Annotated in this window: 17 protein-coding genes and 1 pseudogene; 16 read left to right on the forward strand and 2 right to left on the reverse strand. The window is 39.8% G+C overall.

Annotation, left to right across the window (positions count from 1 at the left end; translation table 11 throughout):
• The first annotated feature begins 348 nt into the window (after positions 1-348).
• The 12 genes and pseudogenes from ACOT8F_RS00005 (at position 349) to ACOT8F_RS00060 (ending at position 12,864) form a co-directional block, all read left to right on the forward strand.
• On the forward strand, positions 349-450 hold the full coding sequence (locus ACOT8F_RS00005; protein ID WP_421649498.1) for a putative holin-like toxin: 102 nt from the start codon (positions 349-351) through the stop codon (positions 448-450).
• 293 nt (positions 451-743) lie between these two features.
• Entirely contained in the window at positions 744-1,784 is a 1,041-nt protein-coding gene (locus ACOT8F_RS00010) for an oxidoreductase (RefSeq protein ID WP_421649499.1), read from the forward strand.
• A gap of 422 nt (positions 1,785-2,206) precedes the next feature.
• Positions 2,207-2,709: pseudogene (locus ACOT8F_RS00015) on the forward strand (DinB family protein).
• A 361-nt stretch (positions 2,710-3,070) separates the two neighbouring features.
• Positions 3,071-3,916, forward strand: coding sequence for a glucose PTS transporter transcription antiterminator GlcT (gene glcT, locus ACOT8F_RS00020; RefSeq protein ID WP_421650001.1), 846 nt, complete (start codon positions 3,071-3,073; stop codon positions 3,914-3,916).
• A 237-nt stretch (positions 3,917-4,153) separates the two neighbouring features.
• On the forward strand, positions 4,154-6,256 hold the full coding sequence (gene ptsG, locus ACOT8F_RS00025; protein ID WP_421649500.1) for a glucose-specific PTS transporter subunit IIBC: 2,103 nt from the start codon (positions 4,154-4,156) through the stop codon (positions 6,254-6,256).
• 95 nt (positions 6,257-6,351) lie between these two features.
• Positions 6,352-6,618 (forward strand): phosphocarrier protein HPr, encoded by a 267-nt coding sequence (locus ACOT8F_RS00030; protein WP_421649502.1) that lies wholly within the window; start codon positions 6,352-6,354, stop codon positions 6,616-6,618.
• The gene (ptsP, locus tag ACOT8F_RS00035; protein ID WP_421649503.1) at positions 6,618-8,333 is read left to right on the forward strand and encodes a phosphoenolpyruvate--protein phosphotransferase; all 1,716 of its coding nucleotides are present in this window, start codon (positions 6,618-6,620) and stop codon (positions 8,331-8,333) included. The genes ACOT8F_RS00030 and ptsP overlap by 1 nt, the downstream gene beginning before the upstream one ends.
• A gap of 273 nt (positions 8,334-8,606) precedes the next feature.
• Positions 8,607-8,843 (forward strand): ATP-binding protein, encoded by a 237-nt coding sequence (locus ACOT8F_RS00040; protein ID WP_421649504.1) that lies wholly within the window; start codon positions 8,607-8,609, stop codon positions 8,841-8,843.
• Positions 8,844-8,857: 14 nt separating this feature from the next.
• The gene (locus ACOT8F_RS00045; protein WP_421649505.1) at positions 8,858-9,106 is read left to right on the forward strand and encodes a transcriptional regulator SplA domain-containing protein; all 249 of its coding nucleotides are present in this window, start codon (positions 8,858-8,860) and stop codon (positions 9,104-9,106) included.
• Between the two features lie 134 nt (positions 9,107-9,240).
• Positions 9,241-10,269 (forward strand): spore photoproduct lyase, encoded by a 1,029-nt coding sequence (gene splB, locus ACOT8F_RS00050; protein WP_421649506.1) that lies wholly within the window; start codon positions 9,241-9,243, stop codon positions 10,267-10,269.
• A gap of 756 nt (positions 10,270-11,025) precedes the next feature.
• Positions 11,026-11,811, forward strand: coding sequence for an SDR family oxidoreductase (locus ACOT8F_RS00055; RefSeq protein WP_421649507.1), 786 nt, complete (start codon positions 11,026-11,028; stop codon positions 11,809-11,811).
• A 189-nt stretch (positions 11,812-12,000) separates the two neighbouring features.
• The gene (locus tag ACOT8F_RS00060) at positions 12,001-12,864 is read left to right on the forward strand and encodes an NAD(P)-dependent oxidoreductase (RefSeq protein ID WP_421649508.1); all 864 of its coding nucleotides are present in this window, start codon (positions 12,001-12,003) and stop codon (positions 12,862-12,864) included.
• A 223-nt stretch (positions 12,865-13,087) separates the two neighbouring features.
• Here the strand turns inward: ACOT8F_RS00060 and ACOT8F_RS00065 are convergent, their stop codons facing one another.
• The gene (locus ACOT8F_RS00065; protein ID WP_421650002.1) at positions 13,088-13,942 is read right to left on the reverse strand and encodes a CAP domain-containing protein; all 855 of its coding nucleotides are present in this window, start codon (positions 13,940-13,942) and stop codon (positions 13,088-13,090) included.
• Positions 13,943-14,366: 424 nt separating this feature from the next.
• On the opposite strand from ACOT8F_RS00065, the gene ACOT8F_RS00070 reads away from it, so the two are divergent.
• The 4 genes from ACOT8F_RS00070 (at position 14,367) to ACOT8F_RS00085 (ending at position 19,396) form a co-directional block, all read left to right on the forward strand.
• On the forward strand, positions 14,367-16,418 hold the full coding sequence (locus tag ACOT8F_RS00070) for a peptidoglycan D,D-transpeptidase FtsI family protein (protein WP_421650003.1): 2,052 nt from the start codon (positions 14,367-14,369) through the stop codon (positions 16,416-16,418).
• Between the two features lie 85 nt (positions 16,419-16,503).
• A complete protein-coding gene (locus ACOT8F_RS00075) occupies positions 16,504-17,154 on the forward strand; it encodes a carboxymuconolactone decarboxylase family protein (protein ID WP_421649509.1) in 651 nt (216 codons plus the stop codon).
• A 53-nt stretch (positions 17,155-17,207) separates the two neighbouring features.
• Entirely contained in the window at positions 17,208-17,387 is a 180-nt protein-coding gene (locus ACOT8F_RS00080) for a hypothetical protein (RefSeq protein WP_421650046.1), read from the forward strand.
• Positions 17,388-17,563: 176 nt separating this feature from the next.
• Complete coding sequence (locus ACOT8F_RS00085) at positions 17,564-19,396, forward strand: PAS domain S-box protein (RefSeq protein WP_421649510.1); 1,833 nt, start codon at positions 17,564-17,566, stop codon at positions 19,394-19,396.
• 27 nt (positions 19,397-19,423) lie between these two features.
• Here the strand turns inward: ACOT8F_RS00085 and ACOT8F_RS00090 are convergent, their stop codons facing one another.
• Positions 19,424-20,578, reverse strand: coding sequence for an aminotransferase A (locus ACOT8F_RS00090; RefSeq protein ID WP_421649511.1), 1,155 nt, complete (start codon positions 20,576-20,578; stop codon positions 19,424-19,426).
• Between the last annotated feature and the right edge of the window lie 97 nt (positions 20,579-20,675).

Consider the following 20,675-nt stretch of genomic DNA (forward strand, 5'->3'; position numbering starts at 1 on the left):
GAACAAGATGTTCCTCTGGAACCAACTGTTCGAGGGTAATCATCTCCATTTGATCACGATTCATTTGATTATTTTTAGACAGCATTTCAATCACCTCACTAGTTACTTCTTTCATTATACAAAAAAACTGCCAACATCCTCCTCAAAATCGAGGAGTTTGTCGACAGTCTGTGAACACTTAAAAGTGTTCTTTTTTTTTGGCTGTTTTTCGTAAAGATTGTTGCTATTCGTATATGGTTACAACACACATGAAGATAATAAATAAAACAAACGTATGTTCTGTTTTATGAAATTTATGTTAAAATGGACATGCAGCCATCTATCCTGATTGTTTATGGATTCCCTTGAATGAAAGGGGGTGTTTCCGTGTCCGTTTTTGAAAGCCTGGTTGTGATGATGACCTTTGGTTCATTGGTTATCGCAATCCTTACTTTTCAGAAAAAAAAATAGCCTTCCAAAAACCTGGAAGGAAAGGACGTTAGCTATTGCTTTTTTAGGATATTGACTGCACTTGTAGGCTTGTTTAGATGTTGCAGCATCTAGGCAGCCTTCATTTTTTTGCTTTACGGCAGTTTTTTTAATCTCCAGATAAGTTTAAGAAAGCAACCGCATTTTTTTCAGTATAGCACAACTTAAAGTGTTTTATCAGCTGATTACTCTATAATCAAATTCTCATTCTTAAAATATGTTTTCATTACCGTTTTCACCATGATTCTGCTATGCTGATTTTAGAGGTGATTCTGATGGAAAAAATCCGGGCAGGGCTTGTTGGATATGGTTTATCAGGACAAGCATTTCATGCACCATTTCTGCATTCTTCTTCTCAGATTGATTTTGTGAAAGTAGTAGAAAGACATTCAAAAAAAGCGGAAGAAAGATATCCGTATGTTGAATCCGTCCGTTCACTGGACGAGCTTCTTTCGGATGAAAGCATTGAACTTGTCGTTATAACAACACCAAACGAGCAGCATTTTCCTATGATAAAACAGGTGCTTGAAGCAGGAAAACATGCAGTGGCTGAAAAACCTTTTACTGTGCACTCAGAAGAAGGGCATGAACTTGCAAGACTAGCAAAGAAGAAAAACCTTGTCTTAAGTGTGTATCAGAATAGAAGATGGGATGGCGACTTTCTAACAATTCAAGAATTGATTCAGTCGGGTGCCATCGGTGATGTAGTGTCTTACGAAGCTCACTTTGACAGATTCCGCAATTTTGCAAAGGAAAATTGGCGTGAACAGGACAGGCCGGGATCGGGTATTCTATATGATCTTGGTTCCCATTTAATCGATCAGGCTGTTGTATTGTTTGGAATGCCAAAGGCGATTACAGCGGAGATCAGAAACGAGAGGAAAGTTACGAACACTGACGATGCTTTTGATATCAGGCTGCACTATGATCAGCTGACTGCAACATTGAAGGCGAGCATGCTTGTTAAAGAACAGGGTCCGCATTTCCAAATACATGGAACGAAAGGCTCCTTTATTAAGTATGGAATGGATCCTCAGGAGAATGCGCTCCGTGCTGGATCACTTCCTTCCGATCCGGGATTTGGCGAAGATTCAGAGGGCAATTGGGGCTTGTTAAACAGCGAAGTTGGCCGCCTTCAATACAGAGGAAAAGTCCAAACCCTTAAAGGCAGCTATCAATCTTTTTATGAAAATATTTGCCAGGCTATTAAAGATAGCAGAGACCCAGCTGTAACGGCTGAACAGGCCGCGCAGACCATTAAGCTCATTGAGCTTGCACGCCAAAGCTCTCTTGACGGCAGAACAATCGAAATTTAAAAACAGCCCGAGAGGCTTCTTAAGTTAAAAATAGACTTTTGGCAAAGATTGCTTCTATTATTCTCATGGACAAAGACCGATCAAGATTAGTTTCGTTGTCCCTTTTATTAAAATCAATTCACTTAATTAGATAAAATACAACTATGTTTTAAGAAAAAAGCTATTAAAAAAGAGCTGCCCTATCAGTCAAAAGACTTTTTGGGTCAGCTCCATTTTTATTTTTTATCGCATTTTCCCTAAAGTCACTTTGGGCTGAGTGTTCCAGGCTGTTGTTTCCGCAAACAAGAAAGGTTTTATAAGAGCGTCTTCGTTATCGCAGTAATGCTTAGTGCATTCAGCCAAAATTATTTTATGGTAAATGAAGGAAATTAACAGTTGATGTAGTAAAGGATGAAGTGAAAATTAATAAGGAGGGGACGAAGATGTTTCAAACAGTCAGCGGATTTTTGAAAACATGGGAGTTCGAGGCAGAAAGAACACAGAAGGTAATGAATCGGCTAACAGATGAATCACTGCAGCAGCTTTGATTACATCGGAAAACTGGACACTTGGACGGATTGCATGGCATATTGCTGTTGCGCCAAAAAATCTTGCTTCCCGCGCTGGCCTTCAAGTAGAAGGGCTGAAGGCAGATTATGAGGTGCCTGGCTCTGCCAGCATCATTGCAAATGAATATCAAACCGAAACAAAAAATCTGGCAGAAGCAGTCAAAGACCAGTGGACAGACGAAATTTTACTGGAAGAACGGCCTTTTTTTGATAGAGTTTTACCGGTCGGCATGCATTTGTTTTTCATGATTCAGCATCAATCCCACCACAGAGGGCAAATGACTGTCTTGATGCGCCAAGCCGGTTTGAATGTACCTGGAGTGTATGGTCCTGCAAAAGAAGAGTGGGCTCTTGCAGGTATGGAGGCTCCTAAGTAAATTTTTGCCGGTTTCAATCAATTTTTTTGGCTCTTTTCTTAAACTTTGTTGCTCATGACCCTATATTTAGCCTTCTAAACCATTGGGATGTCAAAACTTTAGGAAAAGATGCCCCGATGCTAGTCCAAATGCGTGAAAAAATATATTCTTTTGCCTGATTTAAAACACATGCTAATAGTCTTTCTGGCTCACCACAATGTAGGAAATGTACAGGACTTGTACATTTCTTTTTTTTGACGCGTTAATACCCTCCTAGGATAATAGGTAAGGAAATAAAATTGCTGTATGTTGACGATTGCGTAAAACATTTGTACTATTTGTAGGGTCGAAGCTTATAAAGGAGCTGGGGAGATTCGTGGAAGTGGAAGAGCACTTTATTGTAAAAAAAACGTTAAACAACAATGTCCTGATTGCGGATCATGAACAGCTTGGCGAGGTTGTTTTAATAGGCAAAGGGATTGGTTTTGGCAAAGCAAAGGGTGATCAGCTTAATAAGGAAACCTATGAAAAAATGTTTGTTCTAAAAAGTGAAAAAGAACAAGAACAATATATAAAGCTTTTGCCGCATATCGATGAGGAAATCATTGCAATCATGAATGACGTGATTCATTATATAACCTCTGAAATGAACCTGCCGCTCAATGAGCATATCCATATCGGCCTTACAGATCATATTGCTTTTGCGTTAAAAAGACTTCAGCAAGGCATAGACGTGAAGAACCCTTTTTTAAACGAGACGCGCTCGCTGTATCCGAGAGAATTTCTTATTGCTGAAAAAGTAGTTGAAATGATTGAGGACAAGCTGTTAATTAAGCTTCCGCAAGGGGAGGTAGGTTTTATCGCATTGCACATTCACGGAGCAGCAACGAATAAGCCTCTATCAGAAATCAATCAGTATTCTCAGCTTATTTCAAAGCTGACGAATGTCATTGAGGAATCAATGAAGATCGATATCGACACAGAAAGCGTTGATTACATGAGGCTTGTTCGGCACATTCGCTACACGATTGACAGGGTGAATGCAGGAGAAAAATTGATGGAACCAGAAAAGATTACAAATTTGTTGAAAAAGGAATATCCGCTATGCTATAATACTGCTTGGAAACTCGTTAAAGTGATGCAGCAAGTGTTAAAAAAACCAGTTTATGAAGCAGAAGCAGTATATTTAACAATGCATTTATACCGTTTATCCAATAAAATATCTTAGTTTACAGCCGTAAACGTGTTACTGATTCGATCAGGCATGAGTGTACAAGGTTTGTGGGCGATAGTTTGTTTAAAGGTATCCATCTTTAATCAATTAACTATTGCAGCCTTGATTCACCATGCCTTTTTTGTGTTTTACGAGCAAAATGTAAACGCTTGTATTTTAGGGAATGGTTCAAAAATACTTTGGTTTTTTTTCCAGCTGTATGCACAAAATATTCTCAAGGAGGTTATCGGGATGTTTAAAAACGCTTTCGGCGTTCTGCAGAAAATTGGACGCGCATTAATGCTTCCGGTTGCAATTTTGCCGGCAGCAGGTATCCTTTTAGCTTTTGGTAATGCATTGCAAAACCCGCAGCTGACAAGTAAGATTCCTGCATTAACAAATGGCACTTTCACGATGATTGCTAAAGTAATGGAGTCTTCAGGGGATATCGTATTCTCTAATCTCCCTCTTTTATTTGCAGTAGGGGTAGCGATTGGGCTCGCTGGAGATGGTGTAGCTGGTATTGCTGCCATCATTGGATATCTTATTATGAACGTAACAATGAGTGCTGTTTTAACGACTACAGGAAAAATTCCGGCAGATGCTATGCAGCAGGCTGAATTTTTCAAAGCCGGACACCCGGAATATATTAAGATGCTTGGAATACCAACTCTTGCAACAGGGGTATTCGGGGGTATTATTATTGGAGTTCTTGCTTCCTATATGTACAACAGATTCTTTAAAATTGAACTTCCGCAATATCTTGGGTTCTTTGCAGGAAAACGCTTCGTACCAATCATAACAGCGATTTCTGCTCTGATTTTAGGTCTGATTATGCTTGTTGTGTGGCCTCCGATTCAGGGTGCTTTGAATGCGTTCTCAAACGGGCTTCTGGCTTCCAACCCGACTCTTGCAGCCTTGATCTTTGGTATAATTGAGCGTTCCTTGATTCCATTTGGATTGCACCATATTTTCTACGCTCCATTCTGGTTTGAATTTGGACAGTATACAGATAAAGCCGGCGAATTGATCCGCGGTGACCAGCATATCTTCATGGCGCAGGTTAAAGACGGAGTGCCATTGACTGCTGGAACATTCATGACTGGTAAATTCCCGTTCATGATGTTTGGACTTCCTGCAGCGGCACTTGCGATTTATCACGAAGCTCGTCCTGAAAATAAAAAATATGTAGCAGGTATTATGGGTTCTGCTGCTTTGACATCATTCCTGACAGGGATTACAGAACCTCTTGAATTCAGTTTCCTTTTCGTCGCACCAGTATTATTCGGTATCCATGCTGTATTCGCAGGACTTTCTTTCATGGTGATGCAGCTGTTGAATGTAAAAATTGGTATGACTTTCTCAGGCGGTGTTATTGACTACATCCTGTTCGGTATTTTGCCAAACAGAACAGCATGGTGGCTGGTTATTCCAGTAGGTCTTGTTCTTGCAGTGATTTACTATTTCGGTTTCCGTTTTGCAATCCGCAAGTTTAATTTGAAAACTCCCGGCCGAGAAGATGCTGTTGTAGAATCAGAAGAAAACAAAAACAATGCTCCAGCTTCAGCAGGAGATCTTCCTTACAATGTCCTTGAAGCACTAGGCGGATCAGAGAATATTAAGCATCTCGATGCATGTATCACTCGTCTTCGCGTCTCTGTTAACGATGTGAAGGATGTTAACAAAGACCGGTTAAAAAGACTTGGAGCTTCTGGGGTTCTGGAAGTAGGAAACAACATCCAAGCAATCTTTGGACCTAAGTCAGATAATCTGAAAACCCAGATTCAAGACGTTATGTCAGGGAAAACGCCTCGCCCTGTACCGGTTCACGATCCAAAGGAAGATGTACAGCAGCAGGTAGAAGAAGTGATTCCAGGCGCACTTCAAAATGAAATCAAAGAAGATAACTTTGTTTCACCGATTACTGGTGAAATTCATCCGATCACAGATGTTCCGGATCAAGTATTTGCCGGCAAAATGATGGGTGACGGTTTTGCAATTCTTCCTGCTGAAGGAATAATCGTATCTCCTGTGGATGGAAAAATTCTGAATATCTTCCCTACAAAGCATGCTATTGGAATTCTTGCTGATAACGGCAGAGAAATATTAATTCATGTGGGTATTGATACAGTTACCCTAAAAGGGGAAGGCTTTGAATCATTTATCTCTGAAGGCGACATCGTAAAACAAGGTCAAAAGCTTTTGGAAGTTAACCTTGAACTTGTAAAAGAAAAAGCACCGTCCATTATGACCCCGATTGTTTTTACTAACCTTAAAGAAGGCGAAAGTATTAAAATTGAGGCTAATGGCAGCATTAAGGCTGAACAGAAAAACATCATCAAAATTGAAAAATAATGTCATCATTGCGCCGCGCTTGTCAGATGGCATGTGCGGCTGATATGATTATTTATTGTACAAGTAAATAGGAATAAAAAGGAGTTTGATTAATCATGGCTGAAAAAACATTTAAAGTAACTGCAGAAACTGGAATACACGCACGTCCGGCAACCGTTCTTGTTCAAACCGCTTCAAGATTCGACGCAGATGTAAACCTTGAATACAACGGTAAAACTGTAAACTTGAAATCCATTATGGGTGTTATGTCCCTTGGAATCGCTAAAGATGCTGAAATTAAAATTACAGCTAATGGTTCTGATGAAGCTGAAGCAGTTGCTGCAATTGAAGAAACAATGAAAAACGAGGGGTTAGGAGAATAATGCTGCATCTTAAGGGTATCGGAGCCTCTGCCGGTATTGCGGTAGCGAAAGCTTACCGCTTGGAAGAGCCGGTATTAACTGTGGATAAAAAAGCAATTGAAAATACTGCTTCTGAAGTAACACGGTTTGATGAGGCTATTATTAAATCAAAAAACGAGCTTGAAAAGATTAAGGAACATGCCATGAGAGAGCTTGGCAAGGATAAAGCAGATATTTTTGCTGCACACTTGCTTGTAATGAGCGATCCAGAGCTTTTAAATCCTGTAAAAGATAAAATTCAGAATGAAAAAGTCAATGCGGAATTTGCATTGAAAGAAACAGCTGATATGTTTGTCAGCATGTTTGAATCAATGGACAATGAATATATGAAGGAGCGTGCAGCAGACATTCGCGACGTAACAAAACGTGTTGTTGCTCACCTTCTTGGAGTGGAAATTCCAAACCCCAGCATGATTTCTGAAGAAGTTATCATTATTGCAGAAGATTTGACTCCTTCTGATACAGCACAGCTGAACCGCCAATTTGTTAAAGGGTTTACAACAAATATCGGCGGCAGAACTTCCCATTCAGCCATTATGGCCCGTTCAATGGAAATTCCTGCTGTTGTCGGTACAAAGGAAGCTACTTCTCAAATCAAAAACGGTACACTTGTGATAGTAGACGGTCTTGATGGTGAAGTTATTATTGATCCTTCAGATGAAATGCTTGCAGCATACGTTTCAAAAAAGGAAAAATATGATCTTCAAAAAGCAGAATGGGCCAAGCTTGTTAACGAGCCGACTGTAACGAAAGATAACCAGCATGTTGAGCTTGCTGCAAACATCGGTACACCTAAGGATGTTAAAGGGGTTCTTGAGAACGGCGGAGAAGCTGTCGGACTTTACCGTACTGAATTCCTTTACATGGGCAGAGATCAGCTTCCTACGGAAGATGAGCAATTCGAAGCTTACAAATCTGTTCTTGAAAATATGAAAGGCAAGCCTGTCGTTGTCCGTACTCTGGATATCGGAGGAGATAAAGAACTTCCTTATCTTCATTTGCCGAAAGAAATGAATCCATTCCTTGGCTTCCGTGCGATTCGCCTTTGTCTCGAAGAACAGGATATTTTCAGAACACAGCTTCGTGCATTGCTTCGTGCAAGCATATACGGCAATTTGAGAATCATGTTCCCAATGATTGCCACTGTTGATGAGTTTAGACAGGCTAAAACGATTTTGCTTGAAGAAAAGCAAATGCTTGAAGCGAAAAATATAGAAATTTCAGGTAACATTGAAATTGGCATGATGGTAGAAATTCCTTCAACAGCTGTAATGGCTGATGCCTTCGCAAAAGAAGTTGATTTCTTCAGTATCGGTACGAATGACCTTGTACAATATACAATGGCAGCGGACCGTATGAACGAAAGAGTTTCTTACCTGTACCAGCCATACAATCCAGCGATCCTTCGTCTTGTAACGCTTGTCATTGAAGCGGCACACAAAGAAGGAAAATGGGTTGGCATGTGCGGTGAAATGGCTGGAGATCCAATTGCTATTCCATTGCTTTTAGGACTTGGTCTTGATGAGTTTTCAATGAGTGCAACTTCTATTCTTCCTGCCCGCTCTCAAATTAAGAACCTTTCCAAAGAGGAAGCAGCTTCCTTCAAAGAAAAAGTTATTGGTATGTCAACGACAGAAGAAGTTGTGTCTTTTGTAAAAGAAACATTTAATGTGTAATGAAAAAAGAGAGACTCTCGAGTCTCTCTTTTTTTGTGAAATAATAAAAAAACACTTAAGTTTCTGCAGATAAGAAAGACAAATCCTTCCTTTGGTTATTCCAGCGAAGAAGAAATGACGATTTACGGAGAACGCAGCCAGATAAAGCAGGTATTAAACAAATTTATTTTAGAACTCATGTGATGCCATATTAGACAAGGGATCCATATACATAAGCGCTAGACAAAAATTATCATATAAAATTGTCATTACGATTGCAGATACGGTGCTGGAATGAGTGAGAAAACATTACAGAAAAGCAGGTCTCCATTTTTTACAACAAAAGAAAAAGGCACAGGTCTTCGAATCGAAATCACCGAAAAGATCATTAATCAGCATAATGGAATTATAGAAATTGAGAGCAAAGAAGGAAAAGGTACAATGTCATCAACATACTTAACCAGCACAAAGAATGAATATTCTCAGATCATAAAATACCTTCCTCTTGGCAAAATAAGAAATAGCTTATAGAGAAAAGGGTGAATATGGTGCTTGAAAAACGCAATCTGAAAAATGGTGATAAAGTATTTGTGATCTACAGAAACCCCCATGCTGCCAATGTAGCAAATATAGAAAAAGCTGAAATTGTTCCCCATCCGAGAAATGAAGAGGATGTTGCCCTCTTTGTACATAATTCCTATCACCCTCTGACAGAAGAAGATGCCATTTTTTCTTCATATGAGGAAGCTGAGGAACTATATAATGAGCTGTTTGATTACCGGCAATTTGACTAAGGAGCCTGCAGCATATTAGCTTCTGCTGCAGCACACTTCCAGGTCACCCTATTGCCAAAAGTTGAAAAGGATATTTCGTCCTCTAACAGCAAAAATAACATTATTAATGCTTGTAAAGTAGAGGATGGGAAAATATGATTAAACCGTTTATGCCTCAGCTGGTTTATATAGAGCCAAGAGCTCTGGAATATCCGCTTGGAGTTGAATTAAAGAAAAAATTTGAGGATTTGGGTCTGGAAATCCGTAATACGACCTCACATAATCAAGTAAGAGATATCCCTGGGAAAAATCACTTGCAGCAATACCGTAATGCTAAATCCACCCTAGTAATTGGGGTTAGAAAAACATTAAATTTTGACAGCTCAAAGCCATCTGCGGAATATGCCATTCCTCTTGCCACAGGCTGTATGGGGCATTGCCACTATTGCTACCTCCAAACGACGATGGGGAGCAAACCCTATATCAGAACGTATGTCAACATTGACGAAATCTTTGACAGAGCAAGGGAATACATGGAAGAGCGCGCACCACAGATGACGCGGTTTGAAGCATCCTGTACTTCAGATATTGTCGGTGTTGACCACTTAACCCACTCCTTGAAAAAAGCCATTGAATACTTTGGCAAAACGGATATGGGAAGGCTCAGATTTGTTACGAAATTTCATCATGTCGATCATTTGCTGGATGCCGAGCATAATGGAAAAACCAGATTTCGTTTTAGTATAAATGCTGACTATGTTATTAAAAATTTCGAACCTGGAACTTCTCCGCTGGAAAAAAGAATTGAAGCGGCAGTAAAGATTGCAAAAGCCGGTTATCCGCTTGGCTTTATTGTGGCTCCGATCTACATCCATGAAGGATGGCAGGAAGGTTACAAAGAGCTGTTTAACAAGCTCCACGATGCCATACCGAAAGATCTCCAGCAAGATGTTACTTTTGAAATGATCCAGCATCGTTTTACAAAGCCTGCTAAAAGGGTCATTGAAAAAAACTATCCAAAAACCAAGCTTGAAATGGATGAAGAAGAAAGAAGATATAAATGGGGAAGATATGGGATCGGAAAATATATTTATCAAAAAGACGAGGAACAGGATTTGCGGGAAACATTAGAATCCTATGTGGATCATTACTTTCCTAATGCAAAAATCGAATATTTTACCTGAACGGGCTGCTGCCCGTTCTTTTTTAGCTCTATACAGTGTCCGCTCAGAAATTCGGCTGAGCGCTCATAAATTTCAGTGTCCGCTCAGAAATTCGGCTGAGCGCACATAAATTTCAGTGTCCGCTCAGAAATTCGGCTGAGCGCTCATAAATTTCAGTGTCCGCTCAGAAATTTGGCTGAGCGCACATAAATTTCAGTGTCCGTTCAGAAATTTGGCTGAGCGCTCATAAATTTCAGTGTCTGCTCAGAAATTCGGCTGAGCGCACATAAATTTCAGTGTCCGCTCAGAAATTCGGCTGAGCGCTCATAAATTCCAGTGTCCGCTCAGAAATTCGGCTGAGCGCTCATAAATTTCAGTGTCCGCTCAGAAATTCGGCTAAGCGCTCATAAATTTCAGTGTCCGCTCAGAAATTTGGCTGAGCGCTCATAAATTTCAGTGTCCGTTCAGAAATTTGGCTGAGCGCTCATAAATTCCAGTGTCCCTCAGAAATTCGGCTGAGCGCATATAAATTTCAGTGTCTGCTCTGAAATTCAGCTGAGCGCTCATAAAACGTCGTATCCGCTCGAAATATCAGATGAGCGCTCTAAAATTCGGCTCAGCGCTCATAAATCTAATCCTCCATCGATAAATCATCCGTTTTCACCGTCTTTTTATGGTGAATCATTATTTTCAGGTGGTCCTGTTCTTCCTATTGGCGCTTTTCAGTACTCTATTGGTAAAATAAAAGGTATTAAGATAAAAGGAGAGGTGCTTATCATGGAATTAGGTCTTGCCCATAAAACTGCTTTAGTTATCGCATCAAGTCAGGGACTTGGATTAGCTGTTGCTGAGAAACTTGCAATGGAAGGTGCTAATGTAATCCTGACAGGAAGGAATGAGGAAAAACTAAAGGTTCTTCAAAAAGAGCTATCCTACATTGGTTCAGGTCGCATTATTCATTCCAGATGCGATATTACAATAAAAGAGGATATTGAACAGCTTGTAAAAACAGCTGCAGAAGAGTTTGGTTCCATCGATTTGCTTGTCAATAATGCCGGCGGTCCTCCTGCAGGAACATTTGAAGAACTTTCGGATGAAGTCTGGCAATCAGCATTTGAATTAAATTTGCTAAGTTACATACGTATTATCAGGGAAGTTCTTCCTTATATGAGAGAGGACGGCGGGAAAATTGTGAATATTGCATCCTCATCTATTAAAGAACCGCTTCCAAACTTGCTATTGTCCAATACATTCCGTTTAGGAATAGCTGGTTTAACAAAGACGCTTGCTCAGGAATTCGCTGACTACAATATCCTTGTGAATACAGTGGCTCCCGGCAGAATTGCTACAGACCGTATTACATATCTGGACGGAATCGGGGCTGAAAAACTCGGCATCTCCAAGGAAGAGATGGAACGTCAGCAGCTTGCTAAAATTCCTTTAGGACGCTACGGAAAACCAGAAGAATTTGCAAACTATGTAGCATTTTTGCTATCTGATGCTAATTCATACGTAACAGGACAGACTCTGTTAGTTGATGGCGGATTAGTCAAATCCATTTAATAAAAAGGCTCTTTTCTTAAACTTTGCGGCTTTTTCATTATCTTTCAATCAAGCCAGCCAATGATACTGGGTCAAACTTTAAGAAAAGATGCAACGAAGCTGAGACTTAAAAACATGCTGTACATTTGTAGAGATTGCAAAAATCTTCGCGAAAACAGTTAAGAATAAGGATTTGAGGAGAGATGAATTTTGGAAAAAATCGCATTTATCGGTACAGGAGTTATGGGAAAGAATATGGCTCTTCATCTGCTTAAGGCAGGTCATGAGGTTGTGGTTTATACACGGACGAAAGAAAAGGCGGTGCCTTTAATAAATGAAGGGGCTAAATGGGCAGAAACGCTTGGAGAGGCCGCTTCATTTGCTGATGTAGTTATTACGATGATTGGCTATCCACAGGATGTCAAAGAAGTTTATTTAGAGGAAAATGGAATTTTAGATCATGCAAGACCTGATACCATTGTGATTGATATGACAACCTCAAGTCCCTCTTTAGCGAGAGAAATTCATAAAGCAGCGAGTGAGAAAAGGATTTATTCTCTAGATGCACCAGTTTCAGGAGGTGATATCGGAGCAAGAGAAGCACGGCTTGCTATTATGGTTGGGGGCGACAAAGAAGCATTTGATAAAGCACTTTCCGTTTTCGAACGAATGGGTTCAAATGTGGTTTATCAAGGAGAAGCCGGTGCTGGCCAGCATACAAAAATGTGCAACCAAATCACGATTGCCTCGAATATGGTTGGCGTATGTGAAGCCATTGCTTACGCAGAGGCATCTGGTCTTAATCCTGAAACGGTACTGAAAAGCATTTCTGCAGGTGCAGCAGGAAGCTGGTCACTTAGCAATCTTGCCCCTCGTATATTAGATGAAAATTTTGAGCCGGGCTTTTATGTAAAGCATTTTATTAAGGATATGGGAATAGCGCTGGAAGAAGCAGAGGCTATTCAGTTAAAGTTACCTGGCCTTGAATTAGCAAAAAAATTGTATGAGGAACTTAAGGATGCAGGAGAGGAAAATAGTGGAACACATGCTTTGTACAAGCTTTGGAAAAATTAAATATTGTGTAGGAAATATAAAAAGGTTAAACTTGGTTGCTTTTTTACTTCTAATTAAGCTGTTTCTGAATCACTATGCGTCTGTGAATTTTAAGAAAAGATGCCACGCAGCTTTTCTTCATCATGTTCTAATCCTTTACGAATATCATCAAGCATTGCGAAAACAGCCTATAAAAAAGAGATAGCAGGAAAACCCGCTATCTCTTATTCAATGAAGCTATGAATTACTTACCGATGAACTCTTGAGTCCAGTAGTTGCCGTCTTTCGCATAGCCTACTCCAATGTTAGTGAAGTCAGGGTTAAGAATGTTTTTACGGTGACCTTCACTATTCATCCAAGCTTTTACTACTTCTTCAGGAGTTTGTTGTCCCATTGCGATGTTCTCGCCGGCAGACTGATAAGTTACTCCGAATTTTTTCATCATGTCAAATGGAGAACCGTAAGTCGGGCTTTGGTGATCGAAGTAGTTGTTTTTCTGCATATCTTCAGATTTAGCACGTGCCACCTGGCTTAGTTTTTCATCTGCTTGCAAAGGTTTCAAACCTTGTTTTTCACGTTCTGCGTTTGTTAATTCTACTACTTTTTTCTCGAATTCACTTAAGCTCTTAGCCTGTGAATCTGATTTTTGAGAAGACTTGTCAGCTGCTTGCTTTTCTGGCTGCGCAGTTGATTGTCCTTGAACTGGTGCTTGAGCTTTTTGTTCAGTTTGCTGACCTTGAGGCGCTTGAGCTTGTTCAGGCTGCTGCTGATCTTGGCCTTGCTGAGCTTGAGCTTGGTAAGGGCAAGGCTGACCTTGTTGTCCTTGAGCCTGCTCGCCCTGCTGAGCTTGTTGGCCTTGCTGATCTTGACCTTGCTGGCCGTTTGCTCCTTGCTGCTGTTTTAGTAGTTCTTGTATTTGTTGAGGGTCAATTTGCCCTTTTAGTAGATTGTTAACTTGTTCTGGACTTACATTTCCCACTTCAGCAATTTTTTGCTGAACGTTCTGCTGGGATAGTTCCTGTGCGTTTGCTCCATTTGCACCTTGGAAAGTAAATAGAGTAGCTGCAGCTGCAACTGATAGAACGAAAGATTTCTTAATATTCATATGTTGTAGCCTCCTATAAGTTTGTTGTTTTCTCTTGCCAAAAACATCATAACATGAGGTTTCTGTAATATTAGAACCACAGTTTTCCATTGACAAATAACTTGAGAATTATTTTGATATCCTATCTTCCAAAAGCTTGATAAATAAAGGTTTTTTAAAAAAACACCTGTGAGTCCTCTCGATTTTTTTTTCAATAATTTTCCTTCACTAGTATTGATTTCATAAAATAGACCCTTGACAGCAAATTTAGGTCTTTAGGTATGTGACAACTGTTAAGCAAGTGTTACAATAGGGAAGTATTATGATGAACACAGTCGAATAATGGCTATTTTTACATATAGAAGGGAGAACGTGAGGATTGACTGAACAACAAAACGCACGAACCACTGAGCATCGGAAGTCGAAAAAATCAAGACAGATGCGAATCAATGTCTTTTTCTTCGTCGTATTTCTGCTCTTTGTCGCTTTAGTCCTTCGTTTGGGCGTAATCCAAATTGTCAAAGGGGAAGAGTACACAAAGGTAGTTACCAAAACCGATGCAAATATCGCCTCTTATCCTGCTCCGCGCGGCAAAATGTATGACAGGTATGGACGTGTCATCGTAGATAACAAAAGTGTAGAAGAGATTACTTATACAGTTGAAAGCAAAACCAAAGCTGAAGATAAAGTAGCTACAGCAAAGAAGCTTGCCACAATGATTTCAATGCCAATTGCTGCAAGTAAACTGAAGGATCGTGATTACCGTGATTACTGGCTTGCATCACATCCTGATGAAGCTGGGAAGCTTTTAACGAAAGCAGAACTAAAAAAGACTCCGAAAGAAACCTATCAGATTCAGCTGGCAAGAGTTCCTCAGGCAGAGATTGACAGAATGAAAAATGATAACCATGAAAAGAATGTCGCTGTCATCTACAAGAAATTTTCTTCCGGCTATGCTTACGAGCCTCAGCTAGTTAAATCAAACAACGTTCCTGCTAAAAAGAACTCAGTTGATGTTTTATCAGAAACAGAAATGTCGAAAGTGGCTGAAAATCTGGAAAGCCTCCCAGGTGTAAATGTGATTACTGATTGGGATCGCGTCTATCCCTATGACAAGGTAATGCGTAGCCTGTTAAGCGGTGTTACCACTCCAGAGCAAGGGATCCCGCTTGAACGGAAGGATTATTTTGAATCAATGGGCTATGCCAAAAACGACAGGGTAGGAAAAGGGTATCTTGAATCAGAATATGAGCAATATTTAAAACCGAAGAAGTCACAAGTTGAATATGTAACAGACAGTAAAGGCAATCCTGTAACTGAAAAAGTCGTTGATCCAGGAAGCAGAGGCTATGACCTGCAGCTTTCGATTGATATGGAATTGCAAAAACAAGTAGAAAAGATAATCACAGAAGAATTGTATAATGGTAAGAAAAGCGCAGTAACTCCGCAATTTTTAAATAGTGCATTTGTAACAGTAATGGACCCGCATACAGGTGAAGTGCTGAGTCTTGCAGGAAAGCAAATCACTTCTAAAGGTGTTCAGGAATATTCACCTGGAACCTTTACTACCCAATATCCAATGGGTTCAGTTGTAAAAGGAGCTACTCTTTTAACTGGTTACAGCAAAGGTTTGCAGCACGGCACTGTATTTAGAGATGAACCAATAAAGTTAGCAGGTACAAGTTTAAAAAAATCTCATGGTGCCCCAATGGGGAACATTAATGATATTACAGCTCTTGAACGAAGCTCTAACGTATATATGTGGAAAACGATGCTTAAAATTATTGGAGCACCTCCATATAAGAGAAATATGAAATTCCCAGGAAATGCCGAAGACTTACAATATGTCCGCAATCACTTCAGCCAGTTTGGTCTTGGAGTAAAGACTGGAATTGATCTGCCGAATGAATCCAAAGGGTTTCAGGCCCCTCCAGCCACCTATGGACAGCTATTGGACTTTGCAATCGGACAATTTGATACATATACCCCGCTGCAGCTGGCCCAATATGTATCAACCATTGCGAATAATGGTTATCGCATTCAGCCGCATATCCTTTCTTCCGTACATCAGCCATCTGATAAGGATACAATCGGTCCGGTAATTAAACAGCAAAATACAAATTTTTTAAACAGAATTGACAGTCCTCAAGGAGATATTGACCGGGTTAAGCAAGGTTTTCATATGGTTACGAAAGGTTCGCAAGGTACAGCACATTCTGTTTTCCAAGGTTTAGATGTTTCAGGAAAAACGGGTACTGCCCAAACAAGAAAAAATGGTGTTTACTCTGAAAACGTCAATTTTATCGGCTACTACCCATCAAACAACCCTGAAATTTCCTTTAGCGTAGTTGTTCCATATGGTATGAGCTCTGGAGCAAACTTGAAAATCGCAGACAGAGTAGTAAGAGCTTATATTTCCCTTCAAAAACAATATGCCCAGGCAAAGGATCCAAAGGATGTTGTTTATAAAGATAGTAAAACAGGTCAGTAGAAGAGCAGAAATGCTCTTCTTTTTTGTTTAACGGATCCTTAATAGGTGAAATATATAGTGACATTGAAAAAGGAGCTGAACGAATATGAGCGATTTCTATAGTAAGGAAAATTACAAACTGATGGAGAAATTCCCTGAGCTTGCACCTGAAGCATACAAAGCATATCAAGCCTTCAGCCAAGCTGTGATGAGTGAAGGACATTTGAGTAAAAAAGAAAAAGAAATTATTGCGGTTGCGGTGGCTCATGCTACTGAGTGCCCTTATTGCATTGACAGCCATACAAAGAGTGCCAAAAAGGCGGGTGCCACCCTTGAAGAGCTTTTTGAAGGTGTGATGGTAACAGCAGCTTTAGAAGCTGGGGGAGCTTTTACGCACAGGCTTCAAATGCACAATAGCTACGACGGTAAAAAATCAGAAACCTACTATAATAAAGCGGATCTTCAAGATGTGTTTCAAAAAGGAGATCTCTTACCTGAAATTCAGCAATCTGCAAAAGCGTTTTTCGGAGCTGCAACTAAATCAGGAAGCTTAAGCGCAAAGCTTAAAGAATTGATTGCTGTAGCGATCGCCCATACAACAGAATGCCCTTATTGCATTGACATGCATACTCAATATGCTAAAAAAGAGGGCAATTCAAAAGAAGAGCTTGCAGAAGCCATCATGGTAGCTTCACTTCTTCGCTCTGGCGGTGCTGTTTCACATGCCTCCAATATGATGAAGGCTTTTCAGGAATAGAATAATGCAAGCCTTCTTTTTACATAATAATGAGAAATGAAGAAGGGGGCTAAATGATGCCAAAACGAAAAACAAATCCTGATCAAAAGAGTAAGCAAGGATTTGATTCAAGTGTGATCGATTCTGAATTCAGCCATGAAGATGGCAGCCATGATACAAATGAAATGCATCATGAAAAGGCAAAAAAAGAAAAAGCTGCTAAAAATCAAGGTGAATATAAAGGAATGCATTAAAAGGAATGCTGCCATTATGGCAGCATTTTTCGATTTTAAATAATTCGTTTTTAATGAAGGAATTTCAAGCTGCCTACCGAATAGGTTTGGTAATACATGGATATTAATTAACTTGATATAGAAGCTATATTGGACTCAGTAAAGTGCTTTTTCCGTTAATGAAGGGGGAATGGGTTATGAGTCAAAGGCTGGTTAATCATACAGCTGTTGTAGAGCAGGTGGATTTGTACGCTGTTGTTTCTCCAAGCGGCAAAATTCTGTTCGTTTCATCCAACTCATTTGAGCATTTTGGATATATGCAGGATGAGCTGATTGGGAGATATATGAAAGATATGATTCATTCAGAAGACAATTTTTTAGTGGAAAGCTATTTTTATAATGATCATCATCTTTATCCTTGTGCGTTCCGATTTCGCAAAAAAACTCTCGACTATGTTTGGGTAGAAACCACAGTTGATTTTATTCAAAACAAAATCGGGACTGATGACCGGGAAATTATCATCAAAATGAAAATGTGTGACAGCATTCCATATTGGCCTTCTTTTTTAATGATTCCGAAAGAAAGATTTACTGAAATGAATAAGGAAATGCCTCTCAAGGAAGATGAATTAAAAATGCTTGAATTGCTGCCTTCTCCTGTGTTTATATCTGTTCATGGACATATTCGGTATGTGAACAAATCAATGGTTGCTTTATTGGGGGCAGAGTCTTCAAAAGAGCTGATTGGCAGAAGTTCTTTTGAATTTATCCATGAAGATTATCATGAAATTACAAAAACCTATATAAACAGAATTCAAAATCAATCATTTGTAGGATTAATCGAACAAACATGGAAGCGTCTTGATGGAAAACATGTTGATGTGGAGCTCAAATCCAACTCGGCTAACTTTAATGGGGAAAATGCAGAGCTTGTTGTATTAATTGATATTTCTTCTAGAAAAAAATTTCAGAAAATACTTCAGAAAAGCAGGGAGCGCTACCAAAAACTCATTCAAAATTCCATAGATACGATTGCAGTTATCCACCATTTTAATTGGGTATTTATGAATGAGTCGGGCGTCAATCTTTTTAAAGCGAGTGACTACCCTGATGTCCTTGGACGAAGTATTTTTCTGTACATGCTAAAAGAGGAACAGCAGCATACAAAGGATTCTCTTGAAAGAATTCTAAATGGGGACAGTGAGGTTGAAGTCATTAAGCAGTCCTGGATAACATTTTCAGGTTCTATTATCTATACAGAGGCTGTTTGCATTCCAACTACTTTTTTTGGCGAGCCTGCTGTTCAGGTTATCATGAGGGACATATCTGACAGAAAGAAAACAGAAGAACTTATGTTAAGATCAGAAAAATTGTCTGTCGCAGGCCAGCTGGCTGCAGGGATTGCTCATGAGATCCGTAATCCGCTGACAGCAATAAAAGGCTTTTTGCAGCTAATGAAGCCTTCAGACGGAACAGATACTTACTATGACATCGTATTTTCTGAATTAAACCGCATTGAATTGATATTAAGCGAACTTCTCTTACTTGCCAAGCCTCAAGAAAGTGTATTTAAATCCACTCACGTACGCACCTTGCTGCAGGAAATATCCACCCTGCTAGAAACCCAAGCGAATCTGAATAATGTTGCTATTGAGCAGCATCATGAGATAAAAGACCTGCATATTAAATGCGATCAAAACCAATTAAAGCAGGTATTTATAAACTTAATCAAAAACGGCATTGATGCAATGCCTCAAGGCGGAAAAATTATTATTGAGACGAAAGTAGAACAAAGCGGCCTGATTATTCTCGTTAAGGATACGGGAAAAGGAATACCTCAAGATGTTTTAAAACGTATGGGAGAGCCTTTTTATACAACGAAAGAAAAAGGTACAGGGCTTGGCCTCATGATTACTTATAAAATTATTGAAAACCATAATGGAACAACTCATGTGGAAAGCCAAATTGGGAAAGGGACGTGCTTTACCATAACTCTTCCCATAAATAAAAGCGGTTCATCTAATGAATGAACCGCTGGGTAAGCCTTCTTAAAAAGATTATCTGGCTACATTCGCCAGAAATTTTTCCATCCTATTCATTGCCTCTTCCAGTTTTTCCATGGAGTATGCATAGGAGAGTCGGACATACCCTTCGCCGTAATGAGAAAAGGCGCTGCCTGGAACAAGTGCCACACCGCCGTCGCTGACAAGCGACATAGCAAAGTCAAAGGAGGAAAGACCAAATCGATGAATAGAAGGAAACAGGTAGAATGCCCCGCTTGGCATTTCTGCTTCTATTCCCATTTCAAGCAGCCTTTCATAAACATACCTCATGCGTCTGCTGTATTGTTCTCGCATCACAATTGCGTCGTCCATGCCGTTTGTTAAAGCTTCATAAGCAGCTTTTTGCGAAATGGAGGAAGCACAAGATACCCCATATTGATGAACCTTCAGCATATGCTTAATGATGTTTTTTCTTGCAAATAGAAATCCAATTCTCCAGCCTGTCATACTATGTGATTTGGAAAGGCCGTTAATGACAATTGTTTGTTCCGGAAGCATGGTGCCGATTGAGACATGCCGTCCCCTGAAGACCAGCTCGCTGTAGATCTCGTCTGAAAGAACAAAGATATCTTTTCCTTTAAGAAGTGCCGCAATATCTTTGAGTTCCTGCTCATCCATTATGACTCCTGTCGGATTGGAAGGGTAGGGAAGAATAACGCACCGGGTCTTCTCTGTGAGACGTGATGCAATCAAATCAGCTTTCAATTTAAATCCGTGAAGAGAAGTATCTATAATAACCGGGGTAGCACCGCATAGGCGGATAATCGGCTCGTATCCCGGATAAACAGGTCCTGGAAGAATTACTTCCGTCCCTTCCTCCAATATGGTTCTGAGTGCTACATCTATAGCCTGGCTGGCACCTGATGTCACGATAACTTCATCTTCAGGCTGAAAGTGAAGCTGGTATTTCTCCTGAACAAAATGACAGGCTGCTTTTCTAAGCTCAATTATACCGGCATTTTGAGTATAAGAAGTGAAGTTCGCATCAATAGCTTCTTTAGCAGCCGTTTTAACATGATGCGGAGTGAAAAAATCCGGCTGTCCAATTGTAAGAGAGACAACATCCTCATAATCAGCTACGAGGTTAAAGAATTTTCGGATTCCTGATATTTCAATGTTTTTTACTCTGGGCTGAATTAAATGTTCCATATAATCACCTTTTTTCTGAACAATCTTTGACATTATTTTAACATTACTTTTAAATTGTTGCTTGTTTTTACTGTTGATGGTTTAAAATGTTTTTACG

Source organism: Chryseobacillus diguaensis (assembly GCF_049220665.1).
Taxonomy (GTDB): Bacteria; Bacillota; Bacilli; order Bacillales; family Bacillaceae; genus Metabacillus_B.